This is a genomic window from Mycobacterium noviomagense (assembly GCF_010731635.1).
GTDB classification, from domain to species: domain Bacteria; phylum Actinomycetota; class Actinomycetes; order Mycobacteriales; family Mycobacteriaceae; genus Mycobacterium; species Mycobacterium noviomagense.
Genome location: NZ_AP022583.1, coordinates 1,148,103 through 1,168,342, shown reverse-complemented (window position 1 = coordinate 1,168,342; position 20,240 = coordinate 1,148,103). Strand labels below are relative to the sequence as shown.

Sequence of the window (20,240 nt, the reverse complement as noted above, 5' to 3'; positions counted from 1 at the left end):
ATCTAGACAGCGACAAGTTCGGGAGTCCGACGAGCATAAGCCCGCGATCTAGCCACTGTCAAGATGCTCGGCTATGGTGGTGGATGTGAGCCGTCCCAGCTACCACCACGGAGACTTGCGGGCCGTGATCTTGACGCAGGCCGCACGCCTGGTGGCCGAGCGCGGCGCCGACCGGGTGTCGTTGCGGGAGTTGGCCCGCGAGGCCGGCGTCTCGCATGCCGCGCCGGCGCACCACTTCACCGATCGGCGCGGCTTGTTCACCGCGCTGGCCACCGAGGGTTTTCGCATGCTGGCCGCAGCCCTGACCGACGCGCGGCCGCAGTTCATCGACGCGGCTTCCGCGTATGTGCGGTTTGCCCTGGAGCATCCCGGCCATTACCGGGTGATGTTCGACAAGTCGCTCGTCGACGCCTCTGACACCGAATTGGCAGCCGCGGAAAATGCTGCGGGAGCGGAGCTTTCGCGCGGTGTGGCGACGCTGGCCGACGCCAAGGCCCGCGCCGACCCGGGTGGCGCCGAACTGGCGGCATGGTCTTTGGTGCACGGATTTGCGACGCTGTGGCTCAACGATGCGGTGAATCCGCGCGTGAAGTCCGTCGATCCGATGACCACCGTCGAGCGGATCGCCAGGATGCTCTTCGAGGGTTAGTGGGTCGCCGCCACCGACCAGGGGGTCGCCGCCATCGACCAGCGGCGATCGCAAGCGCGGCGAAGCCGGGCGCAGCGGGTCGCCGCCATCGACCAGCGGCGATCGCAAGCGCGGCGAAGCCGGGCGCAGCGGGTCGCCGCCATCGACCAGCGGCGATCGCAAGCGCGGCGAAGCCGGGCGCAGCGGGTCGCCGCCATCGACTAAGGGGTCACTACAGGCGGCAGCCCCGGTGGGGCGGCCACCGGTTTCTTCGGCAGGAATGCCGCGGGGACATAGGCCAGCACCGCCAAGACGGCGGCCACCACGAACACCACGGTGTAGGCGTGCTCTTTGCTGTGGTCGAGCTGGCTGGTCAAGATCACCGACATCAACGCTGTGCTAATTGACGCTGCGACCTGCAGGTTGACATGGACCAGCGCCGAGCCGCGGGCGATTTGATGCGGCGCAACTGACTGCACCGCCGCAGCGATCAGTGGCATCGTCGTGCAACCCAGGCCCATACCCATGAGCAGCAGCCCCGCCAAGAGCACTGGCAGGTATCCCGCATGGGTTGCGACACCGTAGGCGAAGGTCGCCATGCCGGCGCTCACCAGCGTGATGCCGGCCAGGACCACCTTGCTCGGGCCGCGCTTGTCCAGCACGACGCCGGCGATCGGCATCGTCAGCAGCGCGCCGATCCGCTCGGGCATCATGTGCACTCCGGACTGCAGCGCCGTCTGCTGGAGCAGTTGCTGAAAGCAGCTCGGGATGAGCAACGCAGCCCCGAAAAACGCTGCCGCGGAAAGCAAGAGCGTCGAGTTGGCCGCGGTGACTTCCCAGTTCGTGAACAGCCGCAAGTCGATCAGCGGGTCATCCTTGCCCAGGGCGTGCAACACGAACCCGCCGATCAGCGTCAGCCCGATGGCCGCCGTTACCCACACATGAGGATCGGCGACGGTCCCGTACGCGGGAAGGGATGACACCCCGTAAAGGAACGCCGCCACGCCGGGCGACAGCAGCAGCATGCCGACGAAGTCGAAGGTCTCCGACGGCGTCGGGCGATCTCTCGGGAACGTAACGGCGGCAAGGACAACCGCGGTCAACCCGATCGGCAGGTTGATCCGGAAGATCCACTCCCAGCCGTAGGCGTCGATCAGCCAGCCGCCCAGGATCGGTCCTGCGATCGGGCCCAGCATCATCGGGATGCCCAGCAGCGCCATAAGCCGGCCGATCCGCTTGGGGCCAGCCTCGCGGGTCAAGATGGTGACCGTCAGCGGCATCAGCATTCCGCCACCGAGGCCCTGTATCACTCGAAAGGTGATCAGCAGCCCGACGTTTGGCGCCATCGCGCACAGCAGCGAGCCGACCGTAAACGCCAGCACCGAGCCGATGAACAGCCGCTTGGTGCCGAACCGGTCGGCGGCCCAACCCGCCACCGGGATCACGGTTGCCAGCGCGAGCGTATAGCCGGTCATCGTCCATGCGACGACGGCCTGGGTGGAGTGGAATTCCGCAATGAACGTGCGTTGCGCGACACCGACAACCGTGGTGTCGACGATCGCCATCACCACGGCCAACGCGCACACCCCGGCGATCCGCAGCAGTCCCGCGTCGAGCTTGTCCGGGTAGACCCGTTCGTCGGTAGGCGGCTGGCGGCTGGGCGCGACGGCGCGATGCACCACACGAGCGTAACGGCACTTAGCTGATCAAGCTAGTTTGCGCTGCGGTAGCCTGCTGGCATGTCCGCTGTCACCGAGATCGAGTTGACCACCCTAGACGGCCGCCCGACTTCGCTGGCCGATTACGCCGACGGTGCCGTGCTGGTGGTCAACGTCGCGTCGAAATGCGGTCTGACCCCCCAATACGGCGCGCTGCAGCAGCTCGCGCAGGAATACGCCGATCGCGGGCTGACGGTCATCGGGGTGCCGTGCAACCAGTTCATGGGCCAGGAACCCGGCAGCGCCGAGGAAATCCAGACATTCTGCTCCACCATCTACGGGGTGACGTTTCCGCTGCTGGCGAAAACCGAGGTCAACGGGCCGGGCCGGCACCCGCTGTATGTGGAACTGACCAAGACGCCCGACGCAAGCGGCCAGGCCGGCGACGTGCAATGGAACTTCGAGAAATTCCTCATCGCCCCCGGTGGACGGGTGGTCAACCGGTTCCGGCCCCGCACTGAACCGGACGCACCGGAGGTGCTCGCGGCAATCGAGGCCGTGCTGCCGAACTAGCTGGGCACGGGGTCCGTTAGACGCCCGCTGTCTGCGTGTATGTCACCGTTTGGACACCTGCGATCGGCACACTAGCGGTGTGTCTGGCAAATTGATCGTTTCCGTGTCCGGGATCGGCGAGCACACCCTGGCCGACGTCGACGCGTTCTGCGCGCAGATGGATGCCCGCGGCGTGCCCGTGTCGTTGCTGGTGGCGCCGCGGCTCAAGGGCGGCTACCGTCTCGACCGCGATCCGCGCACCGTCGAGTGGTTGGCCGCCCGTCGCGCCGGTGGCGACGCGATCCTGTTGCACGGCTATGACGAAGCGGCGACCAAAAAGCGTCGCGGCGAGTTCGCCGGGCTGCCGGCCCACGAAGCGAACCTGCGGCTGATGGCCGCCGACCGGGTCCTCGAGCACCTCGGGCTGCGCACCAGGTTGTTCGCGGCGCCCGGCTGGGCCGCGTCGCCGGGGACAGTGAAAGCATTGCCTCGCAATGGTTTTCGACTACTGGCCGATCTTCACGGCATCACCGACCTGGTCCGCCACACCACTGTGCGCGCACGGGTGCTCGGCATCGGAGAAGGCTTTCTGACCGAGCCGTGGTGGTGTCGGATGCTGGTGCTCTCGGCGGAACGGGTTGCCCGTCGCGGCGGCATCGTCCGAGTGGCGGTCGCCGCGCGTCACTTGCGCAAACCTGGGCCGTTGCAGGCGATGCTCGACGCCGTGGACCTGGCATTGCTGCACGGCTGCACGCCGACCGTGTACGAGTGGCGGCCCGATCAGGCGGTTCGCAAGGCAGCCTGACCGCAGGGGTCACTACCCTGTAGCGGCATGAGCGAAACCGCAGCCGGGTCGGTGGGGCACGCCGCCGACGTCATCATCGTCGGGGCGGGGCTTGCTGGCCTGGTGGCCGCCTGCGAAGTCGCAGACCGCGGGCGGCGGGTGTTGATCCTCGACCAGGAGAACGCCGCCAACCTGGGCGGGCAGGCCTTCTGGTCCTTCGGCGGATTGTTCTTCGTCGACAGTCCCGAACAACGCCGCCTCGGCGTGCGCGACAGTCACGAACTGGCACTGCAGGATTGGCTCGGCACGGCGGGCTTCGATCGCCCGGAGGACTACTGGCCACGCCAATGGGCGTATGCCTACGTCGATTTCGCGGCTGGGGAGAAGCGCAGCTGGCTTCGCGCCCGCGGCCTGCAAATCTTCCCGCTGGTCGGTTGGGCCGAGCGCGGTGGATACGACGCGCGCGGGCACGGTAACTCGGTGCCGCGCTTCCACATCACCTGGGGCACAGGACCGGCGCTTGTCGAGATCTTCGCGCGCCAACTGCGGGACCGCTCGACCGTGCGCTTCGCGCATCGTCATCGGGTCGACGAGCTGATCGTCGAAGGAGACGCGGTGGTCGGGGTGCGCGGCAGCGTACTGGAGCCCTCTGATCAGCCACGCGGTGTGCCGTCGTCGCGAAAAGTGATCCGTGACTTCGAGTTTCGGTCGTCTGCGGTGATCGTGACCAGCGGCGGCATTGGCGGCAACCACGACCTGGTCCGGCAGAACTGGCCGCAGCGGATGGGCCGGGTGCCCGAGCAACTGCTCAGCGGGGTGCCCGCCCACGTCGACGGCAGGATGATCGGCATCGCCGAAAAAGCCGGTGCCCGAGTGATCAACCGCGACCGGATGTGGCATTACACCGAGGGCATCACCAACTACGACCCGATCTGGCCGCTGCACGGTATCCGAATCATCCCGGGTCCGTCGTCACTGTGGCTGGACGCCAACGGCAAGCGGCTGCCGGCCCCGTTGTACCCGGGCTTCGACACACTCGGCACGTTGGAGTACATCGCCAAGACGGGTCAGGACTACACGTGGTTTGTGCTCAACTCGAGAATCATCGAAAAGGAGTTCGCGCTGTCGGGTCAGGAGCAAAATCCCGACCTCACCGGACGCAGTGTGCGCCAACTGCTGGCCTCGCGCGCCGGGTCGGGGCCGCCGGCTCCAGTGCAAGCGTTCGTCGACCGCGGTGTGGACTTCGTCAGCGCTGATTCGTTGCGCGAGTTGGTCACCGCGATGAACAAGATTCCTGACGTCGTGCCCTTGGATTACTCGACGGTCGCGGCCGAGGTCACCGCACGCGATCGCGAAGTGGCGAACCGGTTCTGCAAGGACAGCCAGATCACCGCCATCCACGCCGCCCGCATCTATTGGGGTGACCGGTTGGGCCGTGTGGTGGCTCCGCACCGGTTGACCGATACCAAGGCCGGCCCGCTGATCGCGGTCAAACTTCACATCCTGACTCGAAAAACCTTGGGCGGACTGGAAACCGATCTGGACGCCAGGGTTCTCAAAGCCGACGGCACCCCGTTCGACGGGCTCTACGCCGCCGGCGAGGTGGCCGGGTTCGGCGGCGGCGGTGTGCACGGTTACCGGGCGCTGGAGGGAACATTTCTGGGAGGATGCATCTTTTCCGGACGCGCCGCCGGCCGCGGCGCCGCCGCCGACATCGCCTAGTTCGGCGGGCCCTGCCCGGCCACCAGACGCAAAAGTCCCTCATTTCGGCACGAAATGGGGACTTTTGCGTCTGCTCGCCCTTAGAAGGCGATCGCGTTTTCTTCCGGGAGTACCTGGAAGTCGGTGGTGGTCATTTCGCTGAGCCGGCCGAAGTAGATACCGCGCGCGTCGGGGGCGATGATGCCGTGGTGGATGGGCACCGCGCGTTGCGGCGACACCGCGCGCAGGTAGTCGACGGCCTCCGAGATTTTCATCCACGGCGCCGCCGCCGGAGTGGCCAGCACATCCACCGGCTCGTCCGGGACGAACAGGGCGTCGCCGGGATGCATCAGCCGGGCCGGATGCTCACCGTCGCCGACGAGGTAGGAGATGTTCTCTATTACTGGGAGTTCGGGGTGGATGACGGCATGCCGGCCGCCGACGGCCCGGATGGTCAGCGTGCCGACGGCCAGCTCGTCGCCCACTTGCACCGCCCGACACGGGGCGCCGAGCTGGGCGGCGGTCTGCGGATCGGCGTACACCGCAGCATCCGGGTTGGCGTCGATCAGCGCGGGCAGCCGCGCAGTGTCGACGTGGTCCGGGTGCTGATGGGTGATCAGGATCGCCGACAGCCCCGTGATGCCCTCGAAACCGTGCGAGAAATTTCCGGGGTCGAACAGCACGGCGGTGTGGTCGAATTCAGCAAGTAGGCAGGAATGGCCGAAATGCGTCAGTTGCATGTCTACGATTGTGCGCTCATGGGGGTGTGCCGATGCGGGTAATCGTGGCGGCGATGCTGCTGGCTGGGGGCCTGGCGGTAGCACCGTTGTCCGCGACGCCTGCGCTGGCGGACCCCGAGAACTGTCCACCGGTGTGCGACCGGATCCCCGATTCTGCCTGGATCAATGCGGGTGCTGTGCCGCTGAACTCGGTGTACCGGTGGCCGGCATTGTCTGGTGTGGCGACGGCGTTGACCGGCACCGGAACGACCCCGCGGTTCCGCTTCGAGGAGCTTTGCGCCACACCGCCGTTCACACACGACTCCCGCGACTCTGCCGTCGCGAGCCGCGCGACCGTGGCCAACCCTCAAGGCCAGTGGCAGTTGCAGGCCCAGCTGCTGCACTGGCGCGGCGACACCGCGAACGGCGGCCAAAACGCGGCCAGCGTGTTCAGCATCGCCGCCGCCGCGCTACGCGGCTGCCAACTCGGCGCACCGAATCAGTCGCCGTCGCTCACCGTCGACGAACCCAACCGGCTGGCCGCGGTGGTCAGCGGGCCGGTGATCCTGCACACCTACCTGGTCGCCCAGCCTCAAAACAGCAGCATCAGCGAACTGAGCCTGTGGTCGACCGCACCGCCACAGATGCCGTGGCCGACGCTCTCCGACGCGCAGGTTCTCGACGCGATGAGCGGCCCGCTCTGCGCGGCCTACATCGGCTCTTGCCCATGACCGGCCCGACGCTCGTTCACCGGTAAAGTTGCCACCGAGCAGTCAGGTCCCGACAGCGAGGAGCGCCCGTGGCCCGGGTGGTTGTGCACGTGATGCCCAAGGCCGAGATTCTCGACCCGCAGGGTCAGGCGATCGTCGGCGCGCTGGGACGGCTCGGCCATGCCGGAATCTCGGATGTGCGGCAGGGCAAGCGGTTTGAGTTGGAGGTCGACGACACCGTCGACGATTCCGAGCTCGCCGAGATCGCGGAATCGCTGCTGGCGAATACCGTAATCGAAGACTGGACCATAAGCCGGGAACCGCAATGACGGCCCGCATCGGCGTTATCACGTTTCCCGGCACACTGGACGATGTCGACGCTGCCCGGGCGGTGCGTTTCGTCGGCGCAGACGCTGTCGGTCTGTGGCATGCCGACGCTGACCTCAAGGGTGTCGACGCGGTGGTGGTGCCGGGCGGATTCTCTTATGGCGACTACCTGCGCGCCGGCGCGATCGCCAGGTTCGCTCCGGTGATGAGCGAAGTGATCGATGCTGCAAGCCACGGACTGCCAGTACTGGGGATTTGCAACGGTTTTCAGGTGTTGTGTGAAGCCGGGTTGTTGCCCGGCGCGCTGACCCGCAATGCGGGCTTGCATTTCATCTGCCGTGATGTATGGCTGCGGGTGGCGTCGACGGCGACGGCGTGGACATCGCGGTTCGAGCCCGACGCCGACCTGCTGGTGCCGCTGAAGTCCGGCGAAGGCCGCTACGTCGCCCCCCAGCAGGTGCTCGACGAACTGGAAGGCGAAGGCCGGGTGGTATTTCGCTACCACGACAACCCCAATGGCTCGATGGGTGGCATCGCCGGCATCAGTTCGGCCAATGGCCGTGTGGTCGGGTTGATGCCGCATCCCGAGCATGCCATCGAAGCCCTGACCGGTCCGTCCGACGACGGCCTTGGCCTGTTCTACTCTGCGTTGGATTCGGTTCTGGCCGTTTGATTTTCAGGGCCGTGCTGCCGACTACCAGGTGGGCGCGGACCAATGTCAGCGCAAGGGATAGTTTGTTGCCCCGAAAAGGTCTGCAGCCGAGAGAGTTTGGCTGTCGAATACGGGTTTGTCGGTGAGCAAGCTATCTGCATCTAATGAGCTGGCCTTGGTATGCACTCCGCTATCGAGTGCCGGAAACCCAGCGCATTGACCCGCAGAAATCGGCAGCACGCGCACGTGGCGTCGACAAGAGCGTGAGCTGGCCGAGGATGGGTACATGTTCGAAAGTAGTAGCCGGATGTGGTGAAGTTGCGCGATGCTAGAACTTGAGGGCCGCAATCTCCAGAACCGGGATATGTGGGCGCCCGTAACGCACCTCGTGTGGCCGCGGTGACGACCGCTGGCGGCGTGCCGGCCGGCCCAATACAGGAACGACGGAAGGATGGCTGTGAACGAAGAGCAACGCAACGTGATGGCGTCGGGAAATGGCTTTATCGCTGCGCTGGACCAAAGCGGCGGCAGCACACCAAAAGCCCTCAAGCTTTACGGGATTCCCCAGGACGCATACGGCAGCGACGAGGAAATGTTTGATCTTATCCACCAGATGCGCGAGCGCCTCATGTCGAGTCCCAGTTTTTCCGGCGACAAAATACTCGGGACCATCCTCTTCGAGCAGACGATGGACCGAACCATTAACGGCGAGGACACTGCGGCATTTTTGTGGAAGCAGAAGCACATCGTGCCGTTTGTCAAGGTCGACCAAGGACTCGCTGAGGCCGAAAATGGTGTGCAGCTGATGAAACCGATGACCAAACTCGACTCGTTGTTGGACCGGGCCGTAGACAAGGGTGTTTTCGGCACCAAGATGCGTTCGTTTATCCAAGAGCCGAACGATGAGGGCATCAAAGCCATCGTCGACCAGCAGTTCGCCTATGCGCACAAAATCGCCGAGCGTGGACTCATGCCGATTATTGAACCCGAGGTCAGCATTAAGTGCCCCGACAAGCCCAAAGCGGACAGTGCGCTGGTGGCGGCGCTCAGCACGAAGCTCGACGAACTCACCGAAGGCACGCAGGTCATGCTCAAGCTGACATTGCCCGACGAAGACGACCTCTATGCGCCGCTGATCGACCATCCCCGCGTCATGCGTGTGGTCGCCTTGTCTGGCGGCTACAGCCTCGCCGAAAGCTGTGAAATCCTGGCCCGTAACCACCGCCTGATCGCGAGTTTTTCACGGGCTTTGACCGAGGGGCTGACAGTTGACCAAACCGATGCGGAATTCAACGAGAAGCTCCGTTCGAACATCGAGGCAATTTACGACGCTTCGGTGACGTAAACCGACGGTCTAAAAGTTCGCCGAACGCTGGCGCGGGGTTATTACCAACAATGCGGTGAGAAGTAATGCTCCCATCGCCGTCAGCGGAATGGTCCAGGTGCGGCGCATCGTTATGGCTGATTGGCATTGATCGACAAAGTTGCTGCCCGCCGCGTCGGCGATACCAGCCTGGGCCAAACTTCCGTGGAAAGCGCTTCCGCAGTTGATTTGGAAGCCCCACTGGTCGAAGTCGGCGAGGAAGATGGGGAAGCGAAGTGCCAACAGGCCAACCATCAGCAGCGCGACGCCAGCCCCGAGGACGACGAAGCGCTGAGTTGACATATTCAGAAGTGCGGTCGTAATCGACAGCGCTGACTTCTGACTCCGCCGGGAACGCTGGCCGATTTCTCGTGCCATTTCCCGATCCATACGCGCAGACTCGAGGAAACCGAGGTTCGGCACAGAGTGCGGCCGCCCGTCAACCTCCAGCGACGAGGCCGGGCCGAGGCGTGCGGCTTCAACACGGTTGGAACGGGTGTTGTGTTCGGCGGCTGGTTCGGCCCGGGCTGCCGCGGCGCTTGAAACGGCCTGGTCGTCGGCGACCTCAGCCGGCGCCGTCCCAGCAACGTCGACGGGCATCGGCATCCGATCGACAATGACATTTTGGACGGGCGGTGTCGCTACGCACACGGACATCGGGGCCTCCTCCAGCGACAGTTAGTTCAATAATGATACTCAGTACGGTAGCAGGTTGAGTTCAATAGAGCAACTGACTACACTGGGGAATGTGCGTCAGACCAGCTTCGCCGATTTCCACTGCTCACTGGCCCGGAGCCTCGACCTGATCGGGGACTGGTGGACACCGCTGATAATCCGCGACCTGGCTCTCGGGTTGGAACGGTTCGATGACCTGGCGGCAAACCTCGGCATCTCGCGCAACCTGCTGACAAACCGCCTGAAGGGTCTGGTCGAGGCAAACATCGTGGAGCGTGTTCGCTACTCTGAACGCCCGCCGCGCGACCGCTACCGGCTTACCGCGGCTGGTCGCGACCTGGTCCCGATCTTGATCGCGCTCACTGCGTGGGGTGACCGCTGGGCGGCGCCACCGGACGGACCGCCCATGCTGTTCAGTCACGAAGGACACCCCTGCACACCGACGGTGTGCTGCTCGACTTGCGGGCAACCGCTGTCCCGCGACACCCTCGAGGTTGCCCTCGGGCCGGGCGCCGCCCCCGGGCCGGGAACCCACCTGATCACCCGCCTTCTGCAGCAGGAGTCGAACGATCCGCAGGGCTCAAGCACATAGCTAGTCAGGCATCAGCCGGATACGTGACGCGGACGCTCAATTGCCGCGGCACTTGTGAATGCTGAATGCTTCTGGCAGTCGCGCGAACTACATAGCCGTCATTGCATTGATCTCAAACGGTCCGATAGGAAAGACTCGCTGCGGGCCGCCCACTGATAGCCACATGAATTGAGGCATCGACGGAAGTGAACACAGTGAGCCGTAATCGTGTACTCGCGTCTCCGCCGGGGCCGGCTGCCGCCAGTGTCCGCTCGATGCGTCGTGCCGCGCCGCTGGCGATTGGCATGATCATGCTCGCAGTTGTCGGCTGTACAGGTTCGACAGCGCCGCCGACCACTCCGGCGGCTGCCTCGACCGCAAGGACGGCGCCCGCCACGCCGCTTGCGTCAACAACGGTGGCCGCCAGGCCGAGCGCGCCTGAGGGCGCCCAGCCGAGGCTGGCACCAGACCCCGGTCAGCTAGCCGATGACCTCGTCGCCGACGAACTCGCGGTGCGTGACCCGTCGACGGGCGAGGCAGCGCTGGTGGCGGCGGCGCGCCGCCAGCAGGCCGCCTATCGCGCCATCGGGCGACACCCCGAATGGGACGCGATCACGCGAGCGCGCATCCCGCCGGCGTTACTCGACGACTACGACCGCAACGTCGACGCCCGTCGGCAGCTCACCGCGATTGCACAGGTGAAGGACACGCTGCCTGCGTGGCGCATCGAGCCTCCGCCTCCGGCCGACGAGCTGCTGAGCTACTACCACGAGGCGGAGTCGCAATCCGGCGTCGGCTGGAATTACCTGGCCGCGATCAACCTGATCGAGACCCGCTTCGGCAGCATCAACGGCGTAAGCACCGCCGGCGCGCAAGGTCCCATGCAGTTCTTGCCCTCGACGTTCGCTGCCTACGGCGAGGGCGGCGATATCCACTCACCCCGCGACAGCATCATGGCAGCGGGCCGCTTCCTCGCCGCGAATGGCTTTGCCGACAACCATAATCAGGCCATCTACCGGTACAACCACGCCAACGAATACGTGCGGGCGGTCAACCAATACGCGGCAGTGCTTGCAGCCGATCCCATCACGTTCGCCGGCTACTACCGGTGGGACGTCTACTACTACACGACCGCGGGCGACGTGTTGTTGCCCATCGGTTACGCTGCGGCGTCACCGATACCGGTCGGAGATTACCTGGCAAGCCACCCGCAGTAATTCGTCGCGACAGCGGCGATTGTGCGAAGTCTGGCGCAATTCACGTCGATCGACGTTACGGGCACATGGCGCAAGGTAAGCCTGTCATCACCGGTGAACACTTAGGATTCGCGCATGGAACATGCGGTTACCCCCGACGACGCGATCGAGGCGATCCGAGGCGCCGGGGGAGCGCGGCCGGGTTATCGGGCGCTGCACGCGAAAGGAACCCTCTATCGCGGCACGTTCACCGCTACTCCCGAGGCGCCCCGACTGTCCCGCGCAAAGTACCTCGACGGATCAGCCGTCCCGGCGCTGATTCGATTCTCCAACGGATCAGGCAACCCGGCGCAGCGTGACGGCCTGCCCCAGGTGCGCGGGATGGCGGTGAAGTTCACCCTGCCCGACGGATCGACCACCGACATCTCGACGCAGACGGCGCGGTTGTTCACCTCGAGCACGCCCGGCGGGTTCGTCGATCTGCTACGCGCGTTACGGCCCGGACTCACCGCACCTGGGCGCATCGCGAAATACGTTGCGACCCACCCCCGGATGCTCGGCGCGTTGCCGGTGTTGCTGTCCGCCAACAAAGTCCCGGCAAGCTACGCCACCGTCGAGTATCACGGGTTGCACGCCTACCGCTGGGTCGACGCCGACGGTGGCGCGAGATTCGTTCGCTACCACCTGTCTCCGGCGGCCGGTGAAAGCTTTCTGTCCTTGCGGGCTGCCCGGGCGAAGGACCCTGACTTCCTCACCGGCGAACTGAATACCCGCCTCGCGACCGGCCCGGCGCGGTTTAACCTCCGCGTCCAGATCGCGGGACCGAACGACTCGACCGTCGATCCCTCTGCGGCATGGCACAGCACCGACTTCGTCACCGTGGGCACGCTCGAAATCGTCGGCCTCGACCACGAGCGCGAAAAGGGTAACGACATAGTGGTATTCGACCCAATGCGCGTTACCGATGGGATTGAACCCTCGGATGACCGCGTGCTTCGCTTCCGCACTCACGCCTATTCGGCGTCGGTCAAGCTACGCACCGGAGTCGATCGCGGTCCCGAGGCACCTCGCACCTAACTGTGAAGCGCTGTTCGGAAGGTCGCGTTGGGGCAACGATTCCTGGACGCTCCTGGAAGGTAACGCGCCACGCGCTCAACGCGACTGACGCCTCAGCGGTGTAGCACAGGAACGTGATCGTCTCCTGCAGATAAAGTTGCAGCGTCTCCGGCGGCCGAGTTGACAGGATTCCAGTCGGCGTCCTGCGAGCCGCGCTCCACATCGTCGATTTCCAACCGGGACAGCGTAAATGGGACCCGTCCGACTGAGGTCAATGCGTGCTGGAGTGCTCTAGGTATGCGGCTAGGGCGTTGGTCAACGTCTGTCGGGCGGCCTCGAGATCGGCGTAGGAACCCAATTGGCGCTCTGAGACCAGGCCACGCATGGCGCCCGGGATGAGGGCGGCCACGCCGTGTACGCGGTCAGGATCGACATCGAGGCCGGAGAATGCTTTCTGGCAGGTCTCAAGCCAACTTTGGCCCCAGGAATGCAGCTCGGCGGCGGTACGTGGGTAGAGCCGCTCGAGTTCTGTGTGGTCGCGAGGCAGCGCCGCGCGCAGGTGTTCGATGGCCCGTGAATCCGGTGAGGATAGGCCGTGATACAGGGTGTCGATGATGCGACCGATGCGCTCGTGCAAGGAGCCGTCGGAATCGGTGGTCATTGACAGTGCGGCAGCGCGCCGCTCGGCGGTACGGTGCAAAACCGCGGCCCAGAAACCGTCGATGTCGCCGAATTGATACTTCACTGCGCCCCACGTGGCGCCGATGTCTTTGGCGATGCGGTTGGCGGACACCGATCCCGACTCTCCGGAGGCCAAGGACTTCAACGCGGCTTCGAGCATGTTTTCGCGGGTCGCGAGGCCCCGTCGATTAGTGCGTCGGCTGACTGTCCCCGCCTCGGTCATCCGTCGATGATATCGACCTTTGCCATCGGCGCGAGCTTTTCGCAGAACCCTCTGTTATTTTTTGATAGAGCCGTCTACGATTCGTACTAGCCGAATGCATGGGGAGGGCAGCTGGGATGGCGAAGCCGCCGTTGTCGATGAAACCGACGGGATGGTTTCAGGTCGCATGGTCTGACGAGATCGGTGTGGGTTGCGTTCACCCGATGAAGTATTTCGGCGAGGAGCTGGTGGCCTGGCGTGCTGAGTCAGGACAGCTGACCGTTATGAATGCCTACTGTGAACATCTCGGTGCCCACCTCGGTTTCGGCGGCACAGTCGTGGGTGAGGTGCTGCAGTGTCCGTTTCACGGTTGGCAGTGGAGCCAGCAGGGTCGCAACGTGTGCATCCCGTATGAGAATCGGCCCAATCGCGGTCGCCGGATCAAGACCTACCCGGTGATCGAACGCAACGAGTCCATCTACATCTGGCACGACATCGAAGGACGCGAGCCGTTCTTCGACGCCCCGGACGTCTTCGCCAGCTTCGAGGACGGCAGCGGTCCGGACGACTACTACCCGCAGCAGCGACTGTTCGAGCACGGGCTGGAACTGCACCCGCAGTATGTCCTCGAAAACGGCGTGGACTTCGCCCATTTCAAGTACGTACACAACACGCCGATCGTGCCGGTGTTCACTCGCCACGACTTCGACGACGTGGTGTCCTACGTCGACTTCACTATCACCTTCGAAGGTGACGACGGGCAATCGATCGAGGATGTCAACAGCGGAGTACAGGCCATCAACGGTGGGTTGGGAATCGCGGTGACCAAGAGCTGGGGCATGGTTGACAACCGCACCATCTCGGCGGTCACTCCGGTCGACGAATTCACCTCCGACGTGCGCTTTATGGTCTACATCGGCCGCACGCCGGGGGAGGACTCCGAGAAAGCCGAAGCCAAAGCACGCACGTTCGGCCAAGAGATCATTCGGCAGTTCACTCAGGACGTCTCCATCTGGGCCCACCAGCGCTATTCCGATCCGCCTGCCCTGGCGGGCTCGGAACAGCAGGGATTTACCGCAATTCGCAAGTGGGCCACCCAGTTCTACCCCGACGGTAAGGGCGGCAGCGCCGCAGCGCTGGCGGCCGCCGCCCAATCCTGACCCACCCATCCCCAACAAAGGACCAAGTTCATGACCACATCCGTCAGCCTGCCGATCAGGGTGTTCCAGGTTGCCACCGGCAACGTGGGCAGCGAGATGATCAAGCGGATCCAGACACAGCCTGACCTGGAGCTGATCGGGGTGCATTGTTACTCGCCCCAAAAGATCGGCAGGGATGCCGGTGAGCTGGCTGGCATCGGCCCCATCGGCGTGAGCGCCACCGGCAGCATCGAGGAAATCCTCGCTGCCAAGCCCGATGTGCTGACGTTTCACGGTGTATTCCCCGACGAGGACCTCTACGTTAAGGTGCTCGAAGCCGGTATCGACATCGTCACGACCGCGGACTGGATCACCGGGTGGCACCGCGATACCAACCACCCCCACCCCTCGGGCAAGCCGGTCACGGTCTTGCTGCAGGAGGCCTGTGAGCAGGGCGGCTCGACCTTCTACGGCACCGGCATGAATCCGGGCCTCAACCAGATCCTCGGTGTCGTGTGTTCGGCCGATGTCGCCGAGATCGAGAACATCATCACCATCGAGTCCGTCGACGTCTCGTGTCACCACAGCAAGGACACCTGGATCGAGGTCGGCTACGGACTGCCCATCGACGACCCCGAGATCCCGGGCAAGCTAGAAAAATACACCCGCGTCTTCGCCGACAGCGTGTTGATGATGGCCGACTGCTTCGGACTGGACCTCGACGAAGTGAGATTCAGCTACGAGCTCGGTGCCTGTACCAAGGACGTCGACCTGGGCTGGTATCAACTCCCCAAGGGATCCCTTGGCGCAAACTACATCAAATACCAGGGCATGGTGGACGGTGTAGCCCGCGTCGAGACCCACCTGGAATGGCAGATGACCCCGTACACCGACCCCAGTTGGGACATCAAGGGCTGCTACATCACTCAGATCAAGGGTGATCCCTGCATCTACAACAAACACATGATCTTTCCGAAACCCGGTGTAGACCTGTCCAACCCGGACAACTTCGCCTCCATCGGAATGACGGTCACCGGCATGCCCGCCATCAACGCGATCAAGTCGGTAGTTGCGGCACCGCCTGGCATTCTCACCAGCGCCGACCTTCCGTTGCGCGGATTCGCCGGCCGATTCAACCCGGGAATCCGGAGAGTCGACCGGGGACGGCATTGACATATGCATCTCTGCTCTAATGCGACGCGGTTACGCGGTCAACGCGACTGACGCCTCGGCGGTGTAGCACAGGAACGTCATTGTCTCCTGCAGGTAGAGCTGCACGGTTTCGGCGTCGTGGGACAGATAACCGATCGCCACGTCGGTGCCCAGCTGCAGGTCGAAGTCACCGCCACGGGTGGTCAGTACGAAGGCGCCGTCGATTGCCGGCGCCCAGATGATGTCGCCGTCGACCAGCCGGCGCAGATGTTCGCGGATCGGATACCCGTGTTCGGTGGTCTCGCTGACCTTGGTATAGGCGTCGGCCGACAGCAGCACCGAATATGGGCCGTCCACCCCGGCCAACCGCAAGCCGGACAGCGCCTGGCTGATCACGTCGGGGAAGTCGCGGACATCGGCGGGCAGCTTCAGCGCGGGGTTGGAGCTCGCGCTTCGGATGCCTTCGATCGATGCTGCGTCGTAGCCCTCGAAGATGGCCCGGTCTTCGACGAACGCCAGCTTCTTGGCCGCGGTCTTGACGGGATCCCAGTCGGCATCCTGTGAGCCGCGCTCAACATCGTCGATCTCCGACCGGGACAGTGTAAACGGAACCCGCAGCCGCACAAGCGGTTTGCTTGCCCGCAGATGGGCGACGACCCCGTCGCCGGGCGGTGTCACATCGGTCAGCCGGCCGGTGCCAACCGCCGCCATCGTGGGTCCGCCGGGGCCGCTCAGGTCGACCACCCGACGCCCGGCGATGTGGCGCTTGAATGTTCGCGTCGCCTCCAATTCGATCTCAGCCCAGGCTGCTTCGGTGATCGGTGCCAGATCGCGGTACAGGTTGTTCATCGGGCGTTTCCTTTCAAACTGCCGATCGCCAGAGAGCCGTCGGAGTCGGAATCCGCTGCGGCAGCGGGTAATCCAGGAAGTGGCGGCGGATCGTCGAGGAAGTCGACGGTGGGTGTGAAGAACAGTCCACCGGTGAGAGCGGTGGAAAACTCCAGGATCCGGTCGGTGTTGCCGGGCGGATCGCCGAGGAACATGTTGCGCAACATCTGTTCGGTGACGGCGGGACTGCGAGAGTAGCCGATGTAGTAGGTGCCGTACTCGCCCTTGCCGACCTCTCCGAACGGCATGTTGTGCCGCACGATCTTGAGCTCATTGCCTTCGTCGTCTTCGATCTTGTTCAGCGCGATGTGTGAGTTGGCCGGTAAGGCAGCGTCGTCAAACTCGATGTCCTCCAGCTTGGTTCGGCCGAACGCACGCTCCTGCTCCGCCACCGACAGAGAATTCCAGCCCGCCATGTCATGGACGTACTTTTGGACGTGGACGTAGCACGAGCCGGCGAAATCGGGGTCCTCGTCACCGATCTGCGTGGAGCTGACCGCCAGCGGCTCGTCAGGATTCTCGGTGCCGTCGACGAATCCGAGCAGATCGCGGTTGTCGAAGAACCGGAAACCGTGCACCTCGTCGACCACCGTCACAGCGCCGGCCATCGCGTCGATCAGCCGGGTGGCCAGTTCGAAGCAGACATCCATGGACTCGGCACGAATGTGGAACAACACGTCGCCGGGCGTGGCCGGTGCGATGTGCCGCGGGCCTTCCAGCGGGACAAACGGATGCAGCTCTGCCGGTCGCGGGCCGGAGAACAACCGATCCCAGGCGTCCGAGCCGATCGAGGTGACCGCCGACAAGCGTTTGGCCGGGTCACGAAATCCGATCGCGCGGACTAGCCCAGAGATGTCGGGCAGTGCGTCGTGCACCGTTGCCTCGCCGCCGTCGTTGATGGTGACGACCAGGAAGATGGCGGCCGGCGTCAACGGCTCCAGAACCGGTTGGGGCGCAGCAGCGGGCACGGGTTCGACCCTAACGCCCTTGAGGATGAAAGGATGAGCGCATGGCGGCCACGGCAGCGGGTCTGTGCGAATTCATCGACGCGTCCCCGTCGCCGTTCCACGTGTGCGCCACGGTGGCAGAAGCGCTGCGCGCGGCCGGATATACCGAATTGGCGGAGACGGAAGCCTGGCCCGCCGCAGGCAAGTTCTTCACCGTGCGCGCGGGCTCGCTGGTGACATGGGACAGCACCGGTGATTCTCATCAGCCATTTCGGGTGATCGGCGCCCACACCGACAGCCCGAACCTGCGGGTCAAGCAGCATCCGGATCGCGTCGTCGCGGGTTGGCAGGTGGTGGCGCTGCAGCCCTACGGGGGCGCGTGGTTGAACTCGTGGCTGGACCGCGACCTGGGTGTCAGCGGACGCCTATCCGTGCGTGACGGTGTCGGCGTCAGTCACCGGCTGGTCCGGATCGACGAACCGATCCTGCGGGTGCCGCAGTTGGCCATCCACTTGGCCGAGGACCGCAAGTCGGTCACGTTGGACCCGCAGCGCCATGTCAACGCGGTGTGGGCGGCCGGCGAGGGCTGCGGCTCGTTTGTCGGCTACGTCGCGAAACGCGCCGGCGTCGCGGCAGACGACGTGCTCGGCTTCGATCTGATGACCCATGACTTGGCTCCCTCCAGGCTGGCCGGGCTCGACGACCAGTTCGTCAGCGCGCCGCGGCTGGACAACCAGACCAGCTGCTACGCAGGCGTGGATGCGCTCCTAGCGGCCGGACCCCGCGGCCATCTGCCGGTGCTGGCGTTGTTCGACCACGAAGAAGTCGGTTCGAGCTCCGATCACGGCGCGCAGTCCGAGCTACTGCTGACCACGCTGGAGCGGATCGTGCTGGCCGCCGGCGGTGACCGCGAGGATTTCCTGCGGCGGATGGCCGGATCGATGGTGGCCTCGGCGGACATGGCGCACGCCACCCACCCCAACTACCCGGACCGGCACGAGCCCGGGCACCCGATCGCGATCAACGGCGGCCCGGTGCTCAAGACGCAACCCAACCTGCGGTATGCCACCGACGGGCGCACCGCTGCGGCCTTCGCGCTCGCCTGCCGGCAGGCCGGCGTGGCGTTGCAGCGATACGAACACCGCGCCGACCTACCGTGCGGTTCGACGATCGGCCCGATCACCTCGGCACGAACCGGCATCGCGACCGTCGACGTTGGCGCACCGCAATTGGCGATGCACTCGGCCCGCGAACTGATGGGGGCCGCCGACGTCGCCGCGTATTCTGCGGCGCTGCAGGCGTTTTTGGCGCCGCAGTGACCCCCGGGTTCAGCGCGCGCCGAGGATGCCGGTTCGTAGCGGACTACGTTTTCCACCACCATGCCGTTGCGGTTGCGGACCCGGTCAAGCCCGCGGATCGGGAACGGTCCGGCCCTACCCCGGCATCGTCATCGACCGGTGCTGGAACATCGTCGGGACCAACGCTGCGGCGGCCGCGCTGACCGCCGGCCTACCGCAGGACTTGCTCGGGCCGCCCGCCAACGTCTACCGCCTGTCACTGCACCCCGACGGCCTCGCCGGACGAACACTGAATTTCGAGGAATGGGCGGGCTACTTGCTCCACCAGCTCCGGCGCACCATCGCGCTCGCCGGCGACCCGGCATTACAGGAACTCCACGAGGAGGTGCGCGGCTATCCGGGCGTCACGACTGCTGCGGCGGCATGGAACACGCCGCACGGCAATGCGTCGCTGCTGGTTCCGTTGGAGCTCGAAACACCTGGCGGACAACGGCTTTCGATGTTCACAACGTTGACGACGTTCGGCACACCGCTCGACGTCACCCTCGCCGAACTTGCCGTCGAGTTGTTCTATCCCGCCGATGCGGCGAGCGCCGATCTGCTGCGCACCGCAGGTGTCGGGTCTGTCGCGTGAGCACTGCTCGAGTCCAGTAACTTCGCAGCATGGCGCTCACGTTGAGATGGTGACCTTCAACTGCTTCGACCCGGCTCGCTTGGAAGGCTGGTGGGCGGCTCAGTTCGACGGTACGACGCAGGAATTGATCCCCGGCGAGTTCGTCGTGGTGGCTCGCCCGCAGGGACCACGGCTGGGATTTCAGAAGGTCCCTGACCGCACGCCGGGCAAGAACCGGCTGCACCTGGATTTCAGCGCCGCCGACGTGGACGCCGAAGTGAGTCGGCTGGAAGCCGCCGGGGCCAGCCGCATCGGCCAGCACAGAATCGGAGACAACTTTCGCTGGGTCGTGTTGGCCGATCCCGACGGCAACGCGTTTTGCGTCGCCGGGCGCTAGGCCCGGAACGCCTCCTCGAGCCGCCTGGCGAGCAGCTGCTCGGCCATCCGCGCGCCCTTACGGCTGTCGGCCTGCGCCTTGCGGAACAGGTCGGCCACTTCGTTGTCGCCGTCGCGCTCGGCGTCCTGAATGTAGGTTTCCAGCCGGAGCGCGTTTTCCAGGCACTGCTCGGTGTACCAAATCAGGTTGTAGTTCTTGTCTTTGGTGCCGGTGACTTGTCCAGCCTCAGCAGTCATTGTCATCCTCCCGGTCGCTTGTTTCGGACTCGGTCTTTACAGTCCGGCTCCTCCTCGAGGATCCCGCGTCCCGCATCGTCGCCGGACTCTGTGCG

The 20,240-nt window shown here is 64.9% G+C and carries 23 protein-coding genes and 3 pseudogenes; 16 read left to right on the top strand and 10 right to left on the bottom strand.

The genetic code is table 11. From position 1 onward, the window contains the following. Nucleotides 1-85: 85 nt before the first annotated feature. A complete protein-coding gene (locus G6N15_RS05445) occupies nt 86-649 on the top strand; it encodes a TetR/AcrR family transcriptional regulator (RefSeq protein ID WP_083085571.1) in 564 nt (187 codons plus the stop codon). On the opposite strand, the pseudogene G6N15_RS23740 reads toward G6N15_RS05445, so the two are convergent. After that, nucleotides 578-832: pseudogene (locus G6N15_RS23740) on the bottom strand (gamma-glutamyl-gamma-aminobutyrate hydrolase family protein); the annotation flags it as partial. The gene G6N15_RS05445 and the pseudogene G6N15_RS23740 overlap by 72 nt on opposite strands. 17 nt (nt 833-849) lie before the next feature. Further along, nucleotides 850-2,307 carry a DHA2 family efflux MFS transporter permease subunit gene (locus G6N15_RS05435; protein ID WP_083085568.1) on the bottom strand — a complete coding sequence of 486 codons (1,458 nt, stop codon included), beginning with the start codon at nt 2,305-2,307 and terminating at the stop codon, nt 850-852. 60 nt (nt 2,308-2,367) lie between these two features. Between G6N15_RS05435 and G6N15_RS05430 the strand changes: the two genes are divergently transcribed. The 3 genes from G6N15_RS05430 to G6N15_RS05420 all read left to right on the top strand — a co-directional run bounded on the left by G6N15_RS05430 (nt 2,368) and on the right by G6N15_RS05420 (nt 5,344). Further along, nucleotides 2,368-2,859 carry a glutathione peroxidase gene (locus G6N15_RS05430; RefSeq protein WP_083085294.1) on the top strand — a complete coding sequence of 164 codons (492 nt, stop codon included), beginning with the start codon at nt 2,368-2,370 and terminating at the stop codon, nt 2,857-2,859. Between the two features lie 79 nt (nt 2,860-2,938). Then, nucleotides 2,939-3,643 (top strand): DUF2334 domain-containing protein, encoded by a 705-nt coding sequence (locus tag G6N15_RS05425; RefSeq protein ID WP_083085291.1) that lies wholly within the window; start codon nt 2,939-2,941, stop codon nt 3,641-3,643. A gap of 27 nt (nt 3,644-3,670) precedes the next feature. Continuing rightward, entirely contained in the window at nt 3,671-5,344 is a 1,674-nt protein-coding gene (locus G6N15_RS05420) for an FAD-binding dehydrogenase (protein WP_083085288.1), read from the top strand. Nucleotides 5,345-5,424: 80 nt separating this feature from the next. On the opposite strand, the gene G6N15_RS05415 is transcribed toward G6N15_RS05420, so the two are convergent. Next, nucleotides 5,425-6,063: an MBL fold metallo-hydrolase gene (locus G6N15_RS05415; protein WP_083085287.1), complete on the bottom strand. Its 639-nt coding sequence runs from the start codon at nt 6,061-6,063 to the stop codon at nt 5,425-5,427. A gap of 32 nt (nt 6,064-6,095) precedes the next feature. Here G6N15_RS05415 and G6N15_RS05410 point away from each other — a divergent pair, with 32 nt between their 5' ends. The 4 genes from G6N15_RS05410 to G6N15_RS05395 all read left to right on the top strand — a co-directional run bounded on the left by G6N15_RS05410 (nt 6,096) and on the right by G6N15_RS05395 (nt 9,076). After that, entirely contained in the window at nt 6,096-6,773 is a 678-nt protein-coding gene (locus G6N15_RS05410; RefSeq protein ID WP_083085286.1) for an ATPase, read from the top strand. Between the two features lie 68 nt (nt 6,774-6,841). Further along, on the top strand, nt 6,842-7,081 hold the full coding sequence (gene purS / locus G6N15_RS05405) for a phosphoribosylformylglycinamidine synthase subunit PurS (protein ID WP_003923237.1): 240 nt from the start codon (nt 6,842-6,844) through the stop codon (nt 7,079-7,081). Further along, the gene (gene purQ, locus G6N15_RS05400; protein WP_083085285.1) at nt 7,078-7,752 is read left to right on the top strand and encodes a phosphoribosylformylglycinamidine synthase subunit PurQ; all 675 of its coding nucleotides are present in this window, start codon (nt 7,078-7,080) and stop codon (nt 7,750-7,752) included. The genes purS and purQ overlap by 4 nt, the downstream gene beginning before the upstream one ends. A gap of 436 nt (nt 7,753-8,188) precedes the next feature. Continuing rightward, a complete protein-coding gene (locus G6N15_RS05395; RefSeq protein WP_083085566.1) occupies nt 8,189-9,076 on the top strand; it encodes a fructose bisphosphate aldolase in 888 nt (295 codons plus the stop codon). A gap of 9 nt (nt 9,077-9,085) precedes the next feature. Here G6N15_RS05395 and G6N15_RS23095 read toward each other — a convergent pair whose 3' ends face one another. Next, nucleotides 9,086-9,700: a hypothetical protein gene (locus G6N15_RS23095; protein ID WP_232070357.1), complete on the bottom strand. Its 615-nt coding sequence runs from the start codon at nt 9,698-9,700 to the stop codon at nt 9,086-9,088. A 142-nt stretch (nt 9,701-9,842) separates the two neighbouring features. On the opposite strand from G6N15_RS23095, the gene G6N15_RS05385 reads away from it, so the two are divergent. From G6N15_RS05385 to G6N15_RS05375, 3 genes are all read left to right on the top strand, one after another. Beyond that, complete coding sequence (locus G6N15_RS05385; RefSeq protein ID WP_083085284.1) at nt 9,843-10,361, top strand: winged helix-turn-helix transcriptional regulator; 519 nt, start codon at nt 9,843-9,845, stop codon at nt 10,359-10,361. A gap of 254 nt (nt 10,362-10,615) precedes the next feature. Continuing rightward, the gene (locus tag G6N15_RS05380; protein WP_083085283.1) at nt 10,616-11,557 is read left to right on the top strand and encodes a lytic transglycosylase domain-containing protein; all 942 of its coding nucleotides are present in this window, start codon (nt 10,616-10,618) and stop codon (nt 11,555-11,557) included. Between the two features lie 114 nt (nt 11,558-11,671). Next, complete coding sequence (locus tag G6N15_RS05375; protein ID WP_083085282.1) at nt 11,672-12,613, top strand: catalase family peroxidase; 942 nt, start codon at nt 11,672-11,674, stop codon at nt 12,611-12,613. Nucleotides 12,614-12,686: 73 nt separating this feature from the next. Here G6N15_RS05375 and G6N15_RS23735 read toward each other — a convergent pair. From G6N15_RS23735 to G6N15_RS05365, 3 genes and pseudogenes are all read right to left on the bottom strand, one after another. Then, a pseudogene (locus G6N15_RS23735) lies at nt 12,687-12,761 on the bottom strand (hypothetical protein); the annotation flags it as partial. A 1-nt stretch (nt 12,762) separates the two neighbouring features. Beyond that, nucleotides 12,763-12,852 (bottom strand): annotated as a pseudogene (locus tag G6N15_RS05370) (encapsulin); the annotation flags it as partial. An 11-nt stretch (nt 12,853-12,863) separates the two neighbouring features. Further along, a complete protein-coding gene (locus tag G6N15_RS05365) occupies nt 12,864-13,496 on the bottom strand; it encodes a TetR/AcrR family transcriptional regulator (RefSeq protein ID WP_083085280.1) in 633 nt (210 codons plus the stop codon). 116 nt (nt 13,497-13,612) lie between these two features. Here G6N15_RS05365 and G6N15_RS05360 point away from each other — a divergent pair, with 116 nt between their 5' ends. Next, nucleotides 13,613-14,635, top strand: a complete 1,023-nt coding sequence (locus tag G6N15_RS05360) for a Rieske 2Fe-2S domain-containing protein (RefSeq protein WP_179961783.1) — start codon at nt 13,613-13,615, stop codon at nt 14,633-14,635. Between the two features lie 30 nt (nt 14,636-14,665). Next, nucleotides 14,666-15,787, top strand: a complete 1,122-nt coding sequence (locus tag G6N15_RS05355) for an NAD(P)H-dependent amine dehydrogenase family protein (RefSeq protein WP_083085275.1) — start codon at nt 14,666-14,668, stop codon at nt 15,785-15,787. Between the two features lie 30 nt (nt 15,788-15,817). Here G6N15_RS05355 and G6N15_RS05350 read toward each other — a convergent pair whose 3' ends face one another. Further along, entirely contained in the window at nt 15,818-16,615 is a 798-nt protein-coding gene (locus G6N15_RS05350) for a family 1 encapsulin nanocompartment shell protein (protein ID WP_083085272.1), read from the bottom strand. Next, nucleotides 16,612-17,622: a Dyp-type peroxidase gene (locus tag G6N15_RS05345; RefSeq protein ID WP_083085269.1), complete on the bottom strand. Its 1,011-nt coding sequence runs from the start codon at nt 17,620-17,622 to the stop codon at nt 16,612-16,614. Before G6N15_RS05345 ends, G6N15_RS05350 begins: the two co-directional genes overlap by 4 nt. Nucleotides 17,623-17,663: 41 nt before the next feature. On the opposite strand from G6N15_RS05345, the gene G6N15_RS05340 reads away from it, so the two are divergent. The 3 genes from G6N15_RS05340 to G6N15_RS05330 are packed head-to-tail and all read left to right on the top strand — an operon-like array spanning nt 17,664 to nt 19,909. Then, complete coding sequence (locus tag G6N15_RS05340; protein WP_083085266.1) at nt 17,664-18,920, top strand: M18 family aminopeptidase; 1,257 nt, start codon at nt 17,664-17,666, stop codon at nt 18,918-18,920. A gap of 25 nt (nt 18,921-18,945) precedes the next feature. After that, nucleotides 18,946-19,533, top strand: a complete 588-nt coding sequence (locus G6N15_RS05335; RefSeq protein ID WP_232070356.1) for an MmyB family transcriptional regulator — start codon at nt 18,946-18,948, stop codon at nt 19,531-19,533. 46 nt (nt 19,534-19,579) lie between these two features. Beyond that, entirely contained in the window at nt 19,580-19,909 is a 330-nt protein-coding gene (locus G6N15_RS05330; RefSeq protein ID WP_083085264.1) for a VOC family protein, read from the top strand. Here the strand turns inward: G6N15_RS05330 and G6N15_RS05325 are convergent. Next, complete coding sequence (locus G6N15_RS05325; RefSeq protein WP_083085261.1) at nt 19,906-20,151, bottom strand: hypothetical protein; 246 nt, start codon at nt 20,149-20,151, stop codon at nt 19,906-19,908. The two genes, G6N15_RS05330 and G6N15_RS05325, sit on opposite strands and share 4 nt — an antisense overlap. Nucleotides 20,152-20,240: the final 89 nt, after the last annotated feature.